Here is a 13,975-nt window from a genome sequence, read left to right as displayed (position 1 = left end):
TTGTTGCGCACGCCCTCGTCCCTGCGGCGCAAAGTTTCATTGACTAATACGTCAGTCAATTATATAGCAGCTGCCGTTGAGAGCAAGAGGTCAACTATGAGAACCATTCTGGTCGCCACAGCGATCGCATGCGCCGTCGGTCTCGGATCATGCAGCGATGAGCGCGGGCCGACTGAGCCAACCGCACGGCAGGTCGGCGTCGTCGTCGCCAAGCCTGAGCCGCTGGTCCAAGGTGGCGCGGTCACCGGCGAAGTCCGCGCCCGTGTGCAGACCGATCTGTCCTTCCGCGTCAGCGGCAAGATCATCGAGCGGCTGGTGGAAGTCGGACAGTCCGTGAAGGCGGGGCAGCTCCTCGCGCGGATCGATCCTGAAGAGCAGAAGGCCGAGCTGGATGTGGCAGCTGCCAATCTTCAGTCGGCTGAGGCGCAGCAAACCCAGGCGCAGCTCGCATACGACCGCCAGCAGAGCCTCTTTCGAACGCAGGTGACGACGCGTGCGGCACTCGACCAGGCGCAGGAGGCGCTTCTGACCGCGCAGGCATCGACGAAGTCGGCGCAGGCGCTGTTGGAAACCGCTCAGGATACTCTGTCCTACACAGAGCTGAAGGCGGACGCCGACGGGATGATCACCGCCCGCAATGCCGAGGTCGGGCAGGTGGCGCAGGCCGCCCAGGTCGTCTTCACGCTTGCCCATGACGGCGACCGGGATGCCGTCTTTGAAGTGGTCGAAAGCGCGTTCCTGCGGCCGATCGACGGCGACGGGACCGTGGCCCTTCTGTCGAACCCCTCGCAGAAGATCGCGGCGAAGGTTCGCGAGATTTCGCCGACGATCGATTCCTCCACCGGAACCATCAAGGTCAAGGTCGCGATATCGAGCGACGCTCCGATCCCCCTCGGCGCTCCCGTCGTCGGAAGATTCGATTATGTCTCGCAGGACGTCATCCAGCTTCCCTGGTCCGCCATGACATCCAAGGACGGCAAGCCGGCCGTATGGATTGTCGATCCAGCATCGTCTGCGGTTTCGGCAAGGGCGGTGGATGTCTCCGGCTACGAGACCGGCAGCTTCATCGTCAAGTCAGGCGTGTCGGAAGGAGAGGTCGTGGTGGCCGACGGAACCAAGTTCCTCAGGCCGGGTGAAATCGTGTCTTATGTCAAGGAAGCTTCCAAGTGATTATTCGTCCCAAGATAGTCGCACTGATGATGGGTACGGCCCTGATCTCCTCCTGCACGCCGCAGGAGGAAAGCAAGGAGGAAGCGCCCCGTCCCGTGCTGTCGATGACAGTCAAGCAAACGTCGTCTTCGAGCTTGAGCCTGACCGGCACGATCGAACCGACGATCGAGACCGAACTCGGCTTCCGGATTCTCGGGCGGATGATCGCCCGCAACGTCAATGTCGGCGATCTCGTCAAGAAGGATGATGTCGTTGCCGCCATCGATCCGCTGGCGCTGGAGCTTGCCGTGCGCAACGCGCAGTCTGACGTAGAGAACAGCGACGCCCAGCTCAGGAACGCGGTGACCACAGAGCAGCGTCAGCGCGCGTTGCTGGAGTCGCGCTCAGGCACCGAAGCCTCGCTCGAAGAGGCCGAACAGGCAAGGCGGACGGCGGCGGCCGCCGTCGCCAAGGCACAGGCCAATCTCGACAAGGCCACGGAGCAACTCGGCTACGCGCAGCTTCGGGCGGAATTCGACGGGGTGGTGACGGCGACCTCGGCCGAGGTCGGACAGGTGGTGTCGGCCGGCCAGACGGTCGTGACCATCGCACGGCCGGACAAGCGCGATGCCGTGGTCGACGTGCCCCAGACAGCCGCCCAGAAACTGAAGATCGGCGCGCCCTTCGAGGTGACGCTGCAGCTCGATCCGACCATCCGCACGTCCGGGATCGTGCGTGAAATAGCACCAGAGGCGGAGACGTCCACCCGCACGAGCAGGACCAAGATCGCACTGAGCGATCCCCCCGCCACCTTCCGGCTGGGCTCCGTCATATCAGCCTCGGCAACCATTGCAGCCGATCCGCAGATCGTCCTGCCTTCCTCCGCAATCCTTGTCGGCAGCGGCGGCCCGAGCGTCTGGATCGTCGATGCGCCGGCCAGGAAGGTATCACTTCGCCGCGTCAAGATCGACGGTGACGTCGAAGACGGCGGCACGGTCCGCGTCAGCGAAGGGCTCGCCCCCGGAGAAAGGGTGGTCGTGGCAGGCGTGCATAAACTCGAAGATGGCCAGGCCATCAGGATCGACCAGGAGATCAGCCAGTGAAGTCCTTCAATCTTTCCGACTGGGCGCTCGAACACCGTTCGCTCGTCTGGTACTTCATGATCGTCTTCATTCTCGCAGGCGCCTTCTCCTACGTGAAGCTCGGCCGCGAGGAAGACCCGAACTTCACGATCAAGACGATGGTGATCACCGCCCAGTGGCCCGGCGCCTCCGCCGAAGAGGTGACGCGGCAGGTGACCGACAGGATCGAGAAGAAGCTCCAGGAACTGGAATCGCTTGACTACACCAAGAGCGAGACCGTTGCCGGCCAGACGACAGTCTTCGTCGAGCTGTTGCCAACGACCAAGGCCAAGGATGTGGCGCCGACCTGGCTGCGCATCCGCAACATGATCGCCGACATCAAGGGCGATTTCCCCACCGGGGTCGTCGGTCCTTTCTTCAACGATCGCTTCGGCGACGTCTTCGGAAACATCTACGCCTTCACCAGCGACGGCCTTACCCAGCGCCAGCTTCGCGATCTCGTGGAAGACGCCCGTTCTAAGGTTCTGACCGTGCCCAACGTCGGCAAGGTCGATGTGATCGGCGCCCAGGACGAGGCGATCTATCTCGAATTCTCCACACGCCAGATCGCAGCGCTCGGGATCGACCAGCAGTCGGTCATCCAGACCCTGCAGGCGCAGAATGCCGTCACGCAGTCCGGCTTCGTTGACGCCGGGCCGGAGCGCATCGCCTTGCGGGTGAGTGGACAGTTCACGTCCGAGGACAGCCTGAGATCGATCAATCTTCGGATCAACGACCGCTTCTTTCCGCTGAGCGATGTCGCCACGATCAAACGCGGCTACGTGGATCCGCCGTCGGCGCTGTTCCGCTTCAACGGCCAGCCGGCGATCGGGCTTGCGATCGGCATGAAGCAGGGCGCCAATCTTCTGGAGTTCGGCGAGGGGCTCGACGCGCAGATGAAACGTGTCGTCGCTGACCTTCCGATCGGCGTGGATGTCCACCGCGTTTCCGATCAGCCGGCCGTTGTCGACGAAGCGGTGTCCGGATTTACCCGCGCGCTCTTCGAAGCGATCGTCATCGTGCTGATCATCAGCTTCATCAGCCTTGGTCTTCGCGCCGGCATGGTGGTGGCTATCTCCATTCCGCTCGTCCTGGCGATCACCTTCGTGGTGATGGAATATTCCGGCATTTCGCTTCAGCGCATCTCGCTCGGCGCGCTCATCATTGCGCTCGGGCTGCTTGTCGACGACGCCATGATCGCCGTCGAGATGATGGTGGCCCGCCTGGAGGCGGGCGACGATCTCAGGAAGGCCGCCACCCACGTTTATACGTCGACCGCCTTTCCGATGCTGACGGGAACGCTCGTCACCGTTGCGGGCTTCATTCCGGTTGGTCTCAACAACAGCGCCGCCGGTGAATTCACCTTCACGCTTTTCGTGGTCATCGCAGTTTCGCTGATCGTCTCCTGGGTGGTGGCGGTGCTGTTCACGCCGCTTCTCGGCGTCACGATCCTGCCGAAGACGATGAAATCGCATCACGAAAAGAAGGGCCGCTTCGCCTCGGTCTTCTCTTGGCTTCTGGGGCTGGCGATGCGCTGGCGCTGGGTCACCATCATTCTGACGGTTGGCGTTTTCGCGCTTTCGATTGGCGGCATGGGGCTGGTGCAGCAGCAGTTCTTTCCGAGCTCGGACAGGACCGAGCTGGTCATCGACTGGAACCTCCCCCACAACAGTTCGATCGCCGAAACCAACAGGCAGATGGCGAGATTCGAAAAGGAGATGCTGGCCGACAACAAGGATATCGATCATTGGACGACCTATGTCGGCCAGGGCGCGCCACGCTTCATTCTGTCCTTCGACGTACAGACGCCCGACGTGTCGTTCGGACAGACGATCATCGTCACCAAAGGGCTCGACGTGCGCGACAAGGTGCGGGCGGAACTGCAGGACTATCTGACAAAGACCTTCCCTGGCACCGACGCCTTCGTGAAGCTTCTCGACATCGGTCCGCCGGTGGGCAAGCCGGTCCAGTACCGGATCACCGGCCCCGATGTTCAAAAGGTCCGCGACCTCTCGCAGCAGTTTGCCGGCGTCATGGGATCGCACCCGCTTCTGGCGAACATGGTCCTGGACTGGAACGAGCCGTCCCGCGTGGTGAAGGTCGATGTCCTGCAGGACAAGGCGCGCCAGCTCGGCGTTTCCTCCGAGGACATTGCTACCGCCCTTAACGGCATCGTCGAAGGCTCGACGGCCACCCAGGTTCGAGACGACATCTACCTGGTCAACGTCATCGGCCGCGCCAGGGCATCCGAGCGCGACTCCATCCAGACGCTTGAGAACCTGCAGCTCTCCACCTCCAACGGCAAGGTCGTGCCTCTCTCCGCCGTGGCGAATTTCCGCTACGAGCTCGAGCAGCCGACGATCTGGCGTCGCGACAGGCAACCCACCATAACTGTCAAGGCGGCCGTCGTCGGTCCGACGCAACCGGCCACGATCGTCGACCAACTCAAGCCCAAGGTGGAAGAATTTCAGAAAAACCTTCCCGTGGGATACAAGGTAGAAGTCGGCGGGGCGGTCGAATCCAGCGCCGACTCACAGGGGCCGATCGTGGCGGTCGCTCCGCTGATGCTGTTTGCGATGGCGACGATCCTGATGATCCAGCTGCAAAGCTTCAGCCGCCTCTTCCTGGTGTTCGCCGTCGCGCCGACGGCCCTGATCGGCGTGGTCGCAGCACTTTTGCTGAGCAATGCTCCCATGGGCTTCGTCGCGATCCTCGGCGTGCTGGCGCTGATCGGCATCCTGATCCGCAACTCCGTCATTCTGGTCGTCCAGATCGAACATCTGCGCAGTGAAGGAATGGCGCCCTGGCAGGCGGTCATCGAGGCAACCGAACACCGCATGCGACCGATCATGCTGACGGCCGCGGCAGCCACGCTGGCGCTGATCCCGATCTCGCGCGAGATCTTCTGGGGGCCGATGGCCTACGCCATGATGGGCGGTATCGTCGTCGGAACCGCGCTCACCCTGCTGTTCCTGCCTGCGCTCTATGTCGCGTGGTTCAGGGTTCCGAGGGATGAAGGTGTTCAGGCCGAAGCCGCGGCAAAGGCATGAGCATGGGCTTTTACGTCCATCGCATGTGGCCGCCGCGGCGGCCGCTGCATGTCCTGGTCTCCGAGGAGAGAGCTCGATGACGGAACAGCGTTTGGACAGGTTTCCGATGAGAGCCAAGGCGATGCTGGTCGCAATCGGCCTGGCGATGCTTGCTGGTTGCGCCACAAGACCGTCGCCCGATGTGTTGAACCCGGTCCATCAGCCCGTTCATCTCCCAGCTCATCTGAACGCATCGCTTCACTCCGAAGAAGCCGCCCCAAGCCGGGTGAACGTGCTCGCTGCGACGAACAGGAGCCTCGACACCGCACGCGGCGGGTTCGGGAGCGCCTGGGCTGACAATCTCACCTACGAGCAATATGCGTTTTCGGTCCCTCCCGGCCGGAAGGACACCGCGATCACCTATCCGAACTCGAGACCGGATCCCGAACGCCAATTTGCCGTTATCAGGCGCAAGCAGCTTGCAAAGGACGCCTTCCTAGAGGAGGCGCTCCGCTCCACGCAGTCCGACGGCACCGTCGGCATCTTTGTCCACGGCTACAACTATAGCTATCAGGAGGCGTTGTTTCGCACCGCGCAGATCGCCGCGGACGCCAATATTCCAGGCTCTCCGATCCTGTTTTCGTGGCCTTCGGCGGCGGCCGTCGCCGGCTATGTCGCCGACCGCGATGCGGCCCTTTCCTCGCGCAGCGACCTCGACTCGCTTGTCACCTCGCTCTCGACTTCCGGAAAGGTGAAACGCATCATCCTTTTCGGACACAGCATGGGCGGATTCCTTGTCATGGAGACGGTGCGCCAGCTCAAACTGCAGCATCGCGACGACGTCATCGGCAAACTGGCGGTGATTCTCGCCGCCCCTGACATCGACGTCGATGTTTTCCGGTCCCAGCTGAAGGATATCGGGCGGATGCCGATCCCGATATCTCTTCTCGTTTCGAAGGACGACCGGGCGCTGGTGGCCTCGAGCTTCATAGCGGGAGAGCGGGCGCGTGTCGGACGCCTCGATATCGACGATCCCGTCATCAAGGAGGCTGCCTTGAAGGAAAGGCTTCGGGTCATCGACATCACGTCGATCCAGGCATCCGACGGGCTGGGGCATGACCGCTACGCATCGCTCGCCAAGTTCGGCGCGCAGCTTGCCTCCTTCGAAAGCGGAAGGCGGTCGACCGCCGGCGATGTTGGCGCCTATGTCTTCGATGCCGCCGGCGCCGCAGTCGCAAGTCCGTTTCGCCTGGCCGGACGTGTCGTCGGCTCGCAATGATGAGATCTGGTGTCTCGGGCGGGCGCGCATGGCTAATCCTGAGGCATCGTCAAGAGATGTGTATAAAGTGACTATTAAATTGTCATCTGCACAAATGAAGAGCAGACTTCCGCCTGTGGTCGATTTGGCCTCAAGGATAGGGGAGGGCATTCATGAGCGTACGAAATCCGTCTCCCTCGTTATACAACGAGGATCTTGCACCCGCTGAGGAGCGTAAATGGGGTGCATTCAGCATCTTTAACGTCTGGACATCAGACGTCCACAGCCTGTGGGGCTACTATCTGGCGGCGAGCTTGTTCCTGCTGTGCGGCAGCTTCGTCAATTTCGTCATCGCCATCGGCATTGGATCGCTGGTCATCTTCATTCTGATGAGCCTGGTCGGCAACGCCGGCGTGCGCACCGGCGTACCCTTTCCGGTTCTGGCGCGCGCCTCCTTCGGCACGTTCGGGGCGAACGTGCCGGCACTTGTCCGAGCGGTAGTCGCCTGCTTCTGGTACGGGGCGCAGACCGCCGCCGCATCCGGCGCCATCGTTGCCTTGCTGATCCGCAACGACAGCCTGCTTGCCTTTCACCAGAACAGCCACTTCCTCGGTCACTCGACCCTCGAGGTCATCTGCTACGTCATCGTCTGGGCGCTGCAGCTGCTGATCATTCAGCGTGGGATGGAAACGGTTCGCAAGTTCCAGGATTGGGCGGGTCCGGCCGTCTGGATCATGATGCTGGTCCTTGCGGTCTATCTGGTCGTCAAGTCCGGCACCTTCTCCTTCGGGTCCGAAATCCCGCGCGACGTGCTGATCGAAAAGACCAAGGATGCGGGCGTGCCGGGTGAGCCTGGTTCGATTGCAGCGCTAGCTGCCGTGGCCGCCACCTGGATCACCTATTTCGCAGCACTTTACCTGAACTTCTGCGATTTCTCGCGCTACGCAACGAGCGAGAAGGCGCTCAAGAAAGGCAATCTTTGGGGGCTGCCGATCAACCTCCTGGCGTTTTGCCTTGTCGCAGGTGTGACGACCACCGCCGCCTTCACCGTCTACGGAGAGGTGCTTCTGCATCCGGAACAGATATCGGCGAAATTCGACAGCTGGTTCCTGGCGCTACTGGCCGCGCTGACATTCGCGATCGCAACGCTCGGCATCAACGTCGTGGCAAACTTCGTGTCGCCGGCCTTCGACTTCGCCAATGTGTTCCCGCGCCAGATCAACTTCAAACGCGGGGGATATATCGCCGCCCTGATCGCTCTCGTGCTTTACCCGTTTGCTCCCTGGGAGACGGGTGCGGCGCATTTCGTCAATTTCATCGGATCGACGATGGGGCCGATCTTCGGCATCATGATGGTGGATTACTATCTTATTCGGAGAAGCCAGCTGAACGTCGAAGCGCTCTATCATGAGAATGGCGAGTTCCGGTTCCAGAACGGATGGCACGGCAATGCCTTCATCGCATTTGCGGTGGGCGTGCTCTTCTCTTCGATCCTGCCGACCTTCACCACCATCCTGCCGGACTGGTGGGGAACTTACGGCTGGTTCTTCGGCGTCGCCATCGGCGGGGCGATCTATTTCGTGTTGAGAATGGGCGCGCGGCGCAATCCGGCCTTCGCGTCATGACTTAATGAAAGGCGCCCGGCAATCGGGCGCCTTTTGATGTTGGATTTCCTGTTGCCGCCTGTTTCAGCGGCGAGCGGCAACCGCATGCACGGCTGCACGAGCCGCGGGCTGCGCCATCGTTCTCGCCGTCGAGCGAAGGGCTGAGGAATGGCTGGAGGCCACATCATCGAGCTTGAACTGGGCGATGAGTTCGCGAAGCTTCTGGGCCTCCTGCGCGAGCGAATCGGATGCCGCCGTCGACTGTTGCACCATGGTTGCGTTCTGTTGCGTGGTCTGGTCCATCCGGTTGACCGCGACGTTGACTTCGCTGAGGCCGATGGACTGCTCTTTCGCTGAGGTGGCGATCGAATCCATATGGTGATTGATCTGGGTGATGAAGCCGCCGATGGTCTTCAACGTCTGGCCGGTATCGCGCACCAGCTTGACCCCGCCTTCGACCTCCTTCGAGGAGTTCTGGATCAGGCCCTTGATTTCCTTGGCAGCACTTGCCGAGCGCTGGGCGAGTTCGCGCACTTCCTGGGCGACGACGGCGAAGCCCTTGCCGGCCTCACCGGCTCTTGCCGCTTCTACGCCGGCATTGAGGGCGAGAAGATTGGTCTGGAATGCAATTTCGTCGATGACGCTGATGATATTGGAAATCTGCTGCGACGAGGTCTCAATGCGTCCCATCGCCTCTTCGGCGTGGGAAACGACTTCCGCGGAGATCCCGGCGCTGCGATTTGCCTCCGTAGCCACCGTGCGCGTCTCCTCGGTTCGCTTGCTGGAGTTGGACACGTTTGCCGTGATCTCTTCCAGTGCTGCTGCCGTCTCTTCGAGCGAGGCCGCCTGCTGCTCCGTGCGCTTTGCAAGATCGCTCGCCCCGGAGGAGATTTCCCGCGTGCCTTCGTCGATCGTGCCGATGCTGTCGGAAATCGCTCTCAGCGTCGCGCCAAGTTGCATGACGGACTGGTTGAAGTCATGGCGCAGCGCCTCGAAGTCGGGTGCGAAGGTCTCGTTGAGCTGGAAGGCGAGATCGCCTCCTGCCAGCCGCTTCAAACCGGCGGCGAGGCCCGAGGTGGCGATGCGCAGCCGCTCCGAGGCGTCGGCTTCCGCCTGCTGCTGAGCGGCGAGGCGATCGGCCTCCGCCCTGTTGCGGTTTTCCTCGGCTTCGATTGTCATCCGCTTGTTGGTGATCGCGGCCTGGCGGAAGATCTCGACCGCCCCCGCCATCGATCCGATTTCGTCGGCACGGTCGGCAAACGGGATCTCCGAACCGGTGTCTCCGTCGGCCAGCCGCCGCATCGAGGCGGTGATGCCGGTAATCGGATTGGCGATGCCCGTCAGCACGAACACGACGGCGCCGAGAACGAGCAATCCCGCAAACCCGATCGCGGCAAACAGATCGAATTCTATCGAGGCGAAGGTCTCCTTGCTGAGTTCGGCGGCCTTGTTGCTGCCGCTGACGTTCAGTTCGACCAGGGCCGCCGTGGCTTCCTTGAGCTTATCCGAATAAGAGCGCATCTCTCCACCCAGATATTGCCCCGCTTCCTCGGTCTTGTTGGCCCGGGAAAGGACAAGCAGCTGCGAGCTGCTGGCAATGTAGCCACCAACGCTCTCCTTGATCGTCTTGATCAGTTCGCGCTCGTGGTCGGATGAAGCCAGCGTAAGATAGGCGTCCACCGCTTTGCCAACTGTATCCTCGGCGACTTTAATGGCCTCTTCGCGCGTTTTCTTTTCCGCATCCGACTGCGCGATGATGTGATCACGGTAGGCTAAGCGCAAATTCGTCATGGTGAGATTGATCGCCTGCGACGCCTGCACGCTCGGCAGCCAGTTGGTCGCAATTTCTTCGGTGGAGCCATTCGTCTTTCGAAGACCGTCGACCGCGAGATAAGCGACAAGCCCGAAAAGAAGAGCTATGCCACTGAAAATCAACAGCAAGCTCGATTTTATGTTTGGACGACGCATCAAAAATCCCCATCGAACAGTCCGGCTTCATACCGGCTTGACCGAGAACTTTTGTAAGGAAAATAATTTAACGATTTGTTCCATATGTAAAAATGCCGTTTACCAATTTTCCGGAAAACCGTCGCCACCTTCGCGCTCAGCTCCCGCTAAAGCAGGAAAATGCCTATCGATGCAGCGTCAGGGATGACAGGAGCCAGAAATGATGAAGCGCATATTTTCCGCCCTTCTCGCATTGATCCTTCCGGTGCAGGCAGCCGTTTCGCAACCCGCTGACGAGGCGGGGGCACGCAAAGCCCGGTCTATCGCCCAGCTACAATCGGAAGGCGTGCCGATCATCGATCATCTGCCGACCATCGAGCCCGAGAGCGAGAGTACCCGCCGAAATACAAAGGCTGTCGTTCAGCGGGCGATTGCGCTTGCGATCGTTGCCGTGAAAGGCGAGACCGGCGACCGCGAAATGGGCCAGGGTCTCATCCGGCAGTTCGACGCGGCAAGTTTTTTCACCCCTAAGGAACAGGCGTTCATGGACGATCCCGATCCCTCGGATCAGGACCGGACGAACTTCGCCTGGCGTTACGAGGGTGTGCACGTCATGTTATGGGCGCTCGGGATCACCTCTGATCTTGGACGCCCCGACCACATTTGCGACGTGCCATTCATTGCCAACACACTTCGTGAACTGGGGACGGACGGGCTGATGCGTCGCGCAAAGCTGCGCCCACAGAAGGAGCTGCTCGACGCCGCCGACTTGATCTACCGCTACGATTGGGCCGCCGTGAACGCACGGCTGAAGGGCGAAGAGCCCCCTGCCGGCTTGGACAAGGGCGTGGTTTACGAACGACACTACGCCCTCAACTGGCTGACCGGCTACATGGATCAGGATTGGGACGATATTTCCACAGACACATGATGCTGCCGCGCGGCATGTTAACTCGATTAGCTCCCCGCGCCGACGCGGTGATGCATGTTTTACGAAATAGCATTATGATCGGCTGAGCGCCTGACTGGCGGAGGAGCTGGCCGCGGACATGTGATCCGTGCGGAGTGGAGGACGGCAGGATTTGGAACAGCTGAAGAATCTGGGGAGTAATCCCGCGCAGGGGGCTAGCGGTTCCACATCGCCTCCCTATGAACGGCCCGGCGTCGTGGCTGCCGCCGTTTACCAGCATGGGCAACGCATTCGCGACATCAGGATAGAGGAGGCTGGCGAATGGCGGGGCCGAGAGAAGGCGATCGTGTGGATCGGTCTGCACGAGCCTGACGAAGTGCTGCTGAGCCAGGTCCAGGCCGAGTTCAATCTCCATCCGCTGGCGATCGAGGATGCGGCGCAGCCCCACCAGCGCCCGAAACTGGAGATCTACGGGGAGGCGATGTTCATCGTCGCCCGGACCGCGCACATGAAGGACGGCGAAATCATCTTCGGCGAAACGCACCTGTTCGTCGGCCGCGGTTATGTCGTCTCCGTTCGTCACGGCGACTCTTCCTCCTATCTGGCGGTGCGGCAGCGATGCGAGGCGACGCCGGCGGCCCTTGCCCACGGCGAGAACTACATTCTCTATTCCATCCTCGATTTCATCGTCGACAACTACATGCCTGTCATCGAGGTCGTGCAGGACGAGGTCGAGAATATCGAGGATCTGGTGCTGCGCGAACAGCTGACAAAGTCCGATATCGAGCGGCTTTACCTGTTGCGGCGCAGGCTGCTGCGGCTGCGCAACGCCGTGGTGCCGCTTGTCGACGTCTGTCGGCGATACGAGCACACTGATCTTCCCGGCATGGATCCGACGCTGCAATCGCTGTTTCGCGATGTAACGGACCACGTGCGCCGCGTTCAGGAAGATATCGACGCGCTGCGCGAGGTGCTGGCCTTCGCCTTCGAGGCGAGCGTGATGATCGGCCAGTCGGAGCAGACGGCGATTGCCCGCAAGCTCGCCGCCTGGGCGGCGATCCTTGCCGTCCCCACAGCGATCGCCGGCATCTACGGGATGAATTTCAGCGATATGCCGGAGCTGAAAACCCAGTATGGCTATTTCGTCGTGCTTGGCGTCATCGCCACCTTGTGCCTTGTCCTTTTCGGCTTCTTCCGCCGGAGGAAATGGCTGTAGGGTGGGCATGCGGCAGGCTGGACATTCGAGTTGGCGAAGGTGCGTCAGCACAGGGCCTTCAGCAGCCGATTCCGATGGCTTCGAACATAATGCATATCGCTCAGATACAGCCAGGCGTCTCCTCTAGCCACGTGCTCCGCGAATGTCTCATCTCCGGCCGCCGCACTTGGCAAAATGTAATCGATGAGCGCCTGAAGCCGTCGGCAGATCATCTCCGGCAGTTGGAGCCGTTCTTGCATCGTCGCCCCATATGCCGTGCAGAAAATCTCCGCCCGCTGCAGTTGATCGTCGAGGCCGAAGGTCACATCAGGATTGGCAGGATCGGAGAGCGGCGCCCAGCGGTAAACCGAATAGGCCAGATCCCATATGCGGGGTGCGGGATGAGCGGTGTCGAAATCAATGATCCCGACGGCCTCATGACCTGCTGTGGCGACATTGTAGGGCGCATAATCTCCATGGCATATGATCTCGCGCGGTTCCTGCGGCGGCAGCATCCATGCCTGGACCGCGCGATCCGATTCCAGAAACCCTTGAGATGCCGAATGAAATTCGCGCAGTAGCCTGGCTGCGGAAAGCAGCATGCGCTCCGACCCGACAAACTGGTCGCTCAAGTCTTCGCAGACGCGCCCGCTGACATAACTGACGACTTCCTGGTTCCCGGTTATTTCAATGGGGTCAGGCGCTCCCGGAAAGCCTCTGCTTCTCAGATGGCGCAAAAACCGGTGCACCGTCGGCGTCCATGCGCCGGAAGGCCTGATCACGGTGTTGCCGTCACGCCAGATCTGCCCGGCTCGTCCGCCCTCCAACAGTTTCATTTTCCGGTCTCCAGACGTCCTCTATGCGAATTTCAGTTTTTCGATATGGGCCTGAACCGTGGCGCCAAGGTTTGTCTCATGGCAGTTCCGATAGAAGGCCTCCACGTCGGAAGGCATTCCGTCGGGAATGGGGACGAAGTCTTCAAGCCGCAGGCCGCTTGAACCACCGAGTTGCGGGTCCGCCAGCTGGCTCTCGCTCAAACTGCCGACACGATCGGCCAGAGCTTGGAAATAGGCCAGGTTGCCATCCACCGCCGAAGGAGAGTGCGTCCGACCGTGCGCCGGGATGACCAGTCTTGCATCCAGGTCACGTATCCGCTCGAGCGAGGAACGGATCGAGCGCAGGTCGCCTGCATTTTTGCCCCAGACTTCGGGGATGGGGTATTCCACCGCGTCGACGGCCAGGCAGATGCGAAGTTCGGGAATCCATACGGCGACATGGTCGGGCGTATGTCCCGGCGTATGAATGAGCTCCAGCGTCAGATCGCCGCCGTTGAGGGTCATCGAGCCGGAGAACGTAATATCGGGACCGATGAGGTCGACGTTCCGAAACCTCGGCTCCTGGCTTGCCTTGTCCCTCAGGACTTCCCGTGCGGAAGGGTCGCGTAAACGGTCGAGCGTGGCGGCATGCGCGATAATCGGAGCGCGCCCCGCAATGGCGGCATTCCCCCAGAAATGATCCCAATCCATGTGCGAATTGATGACGATCAGCGGACGAGCGTTCATCTGTTCCCCGAGCAGGTCCAGCGCCGTCAGGCACTGTTCGGGCGTTCCGAGCGTATCGATCAGCACATTGAACCTTTCGGTCCGGACAAACACGCTATCAACCTCGTCCCCCGCCCTGACGATCACGATTCGATCATCAAGTTCGGGATATGAACATAATTCCACCGATGGGTTCACGTCTGCTCGCCTCTATTGCAATC

10 protein-coding genes are annotated in these 13,975 nt (G+C 61.1%); 7 read left to right on the top strand and 3 right to left on the bottom strand.

What is annotated here, in order from left to right:
* The first annotated feature begins 96 nt into the window (after positions 1 to 96).
* The 5 genes from C3Y91_RS16990 (at position 97) to C3Y91_RS16970 (ending at position 8,182) form a co-directional block, all read left to right on the top strand.
* On the top strand, positions 97 to 1,170 hold the full coding sequence (locus C3Y91_RS16990; RefSeq protein WP_130663346.1) for an efflux RND transporter periplasmic adaptor subunit: 1,074 nt from the start codon (positions 97 to 99) through the stop codon (positions 1,168 to 1,170).
* Positions 1,167 to 2,252 carry an efflux RND transporter periplasmic adaptor subunit gene (locus C3Y91_RS16985; RefSeq protein WP_168575612.1) on the top strand — a complete coding sequence of 362 codons (1,086 nt, stop codon included), beginning with the start codon at positions 1,167 to 1,169 and terminating at the stop codon, positions 2,250 to 2,252. Before C3Y91_RS16990 ends, C3Y91_RS16985 begins: the two co-directional genes overlap by 4 nt.
* Positions 2,249 to 5,320 carry an efflux RND transporter permease subunit gene (locus C3Y91_RS16980; RefSeq protein WP_130689907.1) on the top strand — a complete coding sequence of 1,024 codons (3,072 nt, stop codon included), beginning with the start codon at positions 2,249 to 2,251 and terminating at the stop codon, positions 5,318 to 5,320. Before C3Y91_RS16985 ends, C3Y91_RS16980 begins: the two co-directional genes overlap by 4 nt.
* Positions 5,321 to 5,396: 76 nt before the next feature.
* Positions 5,397 to 6,578, top strand: coding sequence for an alpha/beta hydrolase (locus C3Y91_RS16975; protein ID WP_027688276.1), 1,182 nt, complete (start codon positions 5,397 to 5,399; stop codon positions 6,576 to 6,578).
* A 152-nt stretch (positions 6,579 to 6,730) separates the two neighbouring features.
* Positions 6,731 to 8,182, top strand: coding sequence for an NCS1 family nucleobase:cation symporter-1 (locus tag C3Y91_RS16970; protein WP_018073008.1), 1,452 nt, complete (start codon positions 6,731 to 6,733; stop codon positions 8,180 to 8,182).
* 63 nt (positions 8,183 to 8,245) lie between these two features.
* Here the strand turns inward: C3Y91_RS16970 and C3Y91_RS16965 are convergent, their stop codons facing one another.
* The gene (locus tag C3Y91_RS16965) at positions 8,246 to 10,129 is read right to left on the bottom strand and encodes a HAMP domain-containing methyl-accepting chemotaxis protein (RefSeq protein ID WP_168575611.1); all 1,884 of its coding nucleotides are present in this window, start codon (positions 10,127 to 10,129) and stop codon (positions 8,246 to 8,248) included.
* A gap of 199 nt (positions 10,130 to 10,328) precedes the next feature.
* Here C3Y91_RS16965 and C3Y91_RS16960 point away from each other — a divergent pair, with 199 nt between their 5' ends.
* Both C3Y91_RS16960 and C3Y91_RS16955 read left to right on the top strand, forming a co-directional pair.
* Positions 10,329 to 11,039 carry a DUF4272 domain-containing protein gene (locus tag C3Y91_RS16960; RefSeq protein ID WP_130689908.1) on the top strand — a complete coding sequence of 237 codons (711 nt, stop codon included), beginning with the start codon at positions 10,329 to 10,331 and terminating at the stop codon, positions 11,037 to 11,039.
* Positions 11,040 to 11,190: 151 nt separating this feature from the next.
* Positions 11,191 to 12,234: a magnesium and cobalt transport protein CorA gene (locus C3Y91_RS16955; protein WP_024319676.1), complete on the top strand. Its 1,044-nt coding sequence runs from the start codon at positions 11,191 to 11,193 to the stop codon at positions 12,232 to 12,234.
* 44 nt (positions 12,235 to 12,278) lie between these two features.
* Here C3Y91_RS16955 and C3Y91_RS16950 read toward each other — a convergent pair whose 3' ends face one another.
* Positions 12,279 to 13,049, bottom strand: coding sequence for a phosphotransferase enzyme family protein (locus tag C3Y91_RS16950; protein WP_024319677.1), 771 nt, complete (start codon positions 13,047 to 13,049; stop codon positions 12,279 to 12,281).
* Positions 13,050 to 13,070: 21 nt separating this feature from the next.
* Entirely contained in the window at positions 13,071 to 13,952 is an 882-nt protein-coding gene (locus C3Y91_RS16945) for an MBL fold metallo-hydrolase (RefSeq protein WP_024319678.1), read from the bottom strand.
* Positions 13,953 to 13,975: the final 23 nt, after the last annotated feature.

This window comes from Rhizobium ruizarguesonis, assembly GCF_012349115.1.
GTDB classification, from domain to species: domain Bacteria; phylum Pseudomonadota; class Alphaproteobacteria; order Rhizobiales; family Rhizobiaceae; genus Rhizobium; species Rhizobium ruizarguesonis.
Note: the sequence above shows the minus strand (reverse complement) of the source record. Positions and strands in the feature narration are given on the sequence as shown.

Coding starts and splice junctions, on each gene's coding strand:
- C3Y91_RS16990 (WP_130663346.1), top strand. CDS start 97: ATGAGAACCATTCTGGTCGCCACAGCGATCGCATGCGCCGTCGGTCTC.
- C3Y91_RS16975 (WP_027688276.1), top strand. CDS start 5,397: ATGACGGAACAGCGTTTGGACAGGTTTCCGATGAGAGCCAAGGCGATG.
- C3Y91_RS16960 (WP_130689908.1), top strand. CDS start 10,329: ATGATGAAGCGCATATTTTCCGCCCTTCTCGCATTGATCCTTCCGGTG.
- C3Y91_RS16950 (WP_024319677.1), bottom strand. CDS start 13,049: ATGAAACTGTTGGAGGGCGGACGAGCCGGGCAGATCTGGCGTGACGGC.
- C3Y91_RS16970 (WP_018073008.1), top strand. CDS start 6,731: ATGAGCGTACGAAATCCGTCTCCCTCGTTATACAACGAGGATCTTGCA.
- C3Y91_RS16965 (WP_168575611.1), bottom strand. CDS start 10,129: ATGCGTCGTCCAAACATAAAATCGAGCTTGCTGTTGATTTTCAGTGGC.